Genomic DNA, 1,948 nt, shown 5'->3' with positions numbered 1-1,948 from the left:
CCTCCAGGAGGTCTACCTCGCGCACAGGGGTCTACCTCGGCGGATCCTTGCGACGGGCCGACGGCCCGTGGTCGGCCCGTTGTCAGCCCGTGGTCAGCACGGCCTCGATCTCGCGGGAGAATGGAGAGCTGGGTGCTGCGTCCCGCGCGGATGCGCCCCGCCCCCTCGACCTCGATCGCGCAGGAAACTGCAGGAAGCCACAGGACGTTCCAGTGCCCTCAGCGGACCAGCCCACCACGACCTCCAGCACCACCGCCCCCGCGGCCGCCTCACCGGCGACCGCGGCGAAGGAGCAGGCGACCGTCCTCGCGGAGGCCTCGCGCCGCCGCTCGTTCGCCGTCATCAGCCACCCGGACGCGGGAAAGTCGACCCTCACCGAGGCGCTCGCCCTGCACGCCAACGCGATCCGCGAGGCGGGCCGCGCGGACGGCAAGGCCGGCAGGCGCACGGTGTCCGACTGGATGGACATGGAGCAGGACCGCGGTATCTCGATCACGTCCGCAGCCCTTCAGTTCACCTACCGCGACGCGATGATCAACCTGGTCGACACCCCGGGCCACGCCGACTTCTCCGAGGACACGTACCGCGTGCTGTCCGCGGTCGACGCGGCCGTGATGCTCGTCGACGCCGCCAAGGGCCTCGAGGTCCAGACCATGAAGCTGTTCGCGGTCTGCAAGCACCGCGGCATCCCGCTCATCACAGTCATCAACAAGTGGGACCGTCCGGGCAAGGACGCGCTCGAGCTCATGGACGAGATCCAGGAGCGCACGGGACTGGTCCCGACGCCGCTCACGTGGCCCGTGGGCGTCGGCGGCGACTTCCGCGGCGTCCTGGACCGCCGCACGGGTCAGTACGTGCACTACACGCGCACCGCGGGCGGCACGACGATCGCCCCCGAGGAGGTCATGGACCCGGACGCAGCACTGGCCCGCGAGGGTGAGGCGTGGACGACCGCGACCGAGGAGGCCGAGCTGCTCGCCGACACCAACGGCGACCATGACCAGGAGTCGTTCCTGGCCGGTCAGACGACCCCGGTGCTGTTCGGCTCGGCGGTGCAGAACTTCGGCGTCCACGCGCTGCTCGACGTCCTGGTCGACGTCGCGCCCTCGCCCTCGCCGCGCGTCACCGTGAACGAGGACACGCGTCCCGTCGAGGCACCCTTCAGCGCGTTCGTCTTCAAGATGCAGGCCGGCATGGACACCGCGCACCGCGACCGCCTCGCGTTCGCGCGCATCTGCTCGGGCGTGTTCGAGCGCGGCATGGTCGTGAGCTCGGCCCGCACGGGCAAGCCCTTCGCGACGAAGTACGCGCAGCAGGTCTTCGGTCGTGAGCGCACGATCGTCGACACGGCGTACCCGGGCGACGTCGTGGGGCTCGTCAACGCGGCTGGCCTGCGCGTGGGCGACACGCTGTACCTGGACAAGAAGGTGGAGTTCCCGCCGCTGCCGACGTTCGCACCCGAGCACTTCGCGGTCATGCGCGCCAAGGACGTCTCGCGCTACAAGCAGTTCCAGCGCGGCGTCATGCAGCTCGGCGCCGAGGGAGTCGTGCAGGTCCTGCGCTCGGACCTGCGCGGTGACCAGGCGCCCGTCCTGGCCGTGGTCGGCCCCATGCAGTTCGAGGTCGCCGAGCACCGCATGGCGACCGAGTTCAACGCCCCCGTGACGCTCGACCGCCTGGGCTACTCGATGGCGCTGCGCACCACGAAGGACTGGGTCGCGAAGCTCAACGAGCAGCCGGGCGTCGAGGTCCTCCAGCGCGAGGACGGCGAGTACCTGGCGCTCTTCCCGGACCGCTGGCGCGTGACGTCGGTGCGCAACCGCCTCGACGACGTGGTCCTGCTCGAGGACGAGATCTTCGGCTGACGCACCGGGCGCGGGGCAGCAGCGCCGTAGATGCCCCTCAGAGCCCTCGACGCCCGACGGCGGAGCGCGCCCACGTACCCGGG

At 70.9% G+C, this 1,948-nt stretch carries 1 protein-coding gene; it reads left to right on the top strand.

The genetic code is table 11. The features are described 5' to 3' along the window. The first annotated feature begins 212 nt into the window (after nt 1-212). Nucleotides 213-1,865, top strand: coding sequence for a peptide chain release factor 3 (locus ACFRCR_RS18575; protein WP_377679661.1), 1,653 nt, complete (start codon nt 213-215; stop codon nt 1,863-1,865). Nucleotides 1,866-1,948: the final 83 nt, after the last annotated feature.

The sequence above is a fragment of the Oerskovia sp. NPDC056781 genome, assembly GCF_042789955.1.
GTDB classification, from domain to species: Bacteria; Actinomycetota; Actinomycetes; order Actinomycetales; family Cellulomonadaceae; genus Oerskovia; species Oerskovia rustica.
This window is presented reverse-complemented; position numbering and strand designations above follow the sequence as displayed.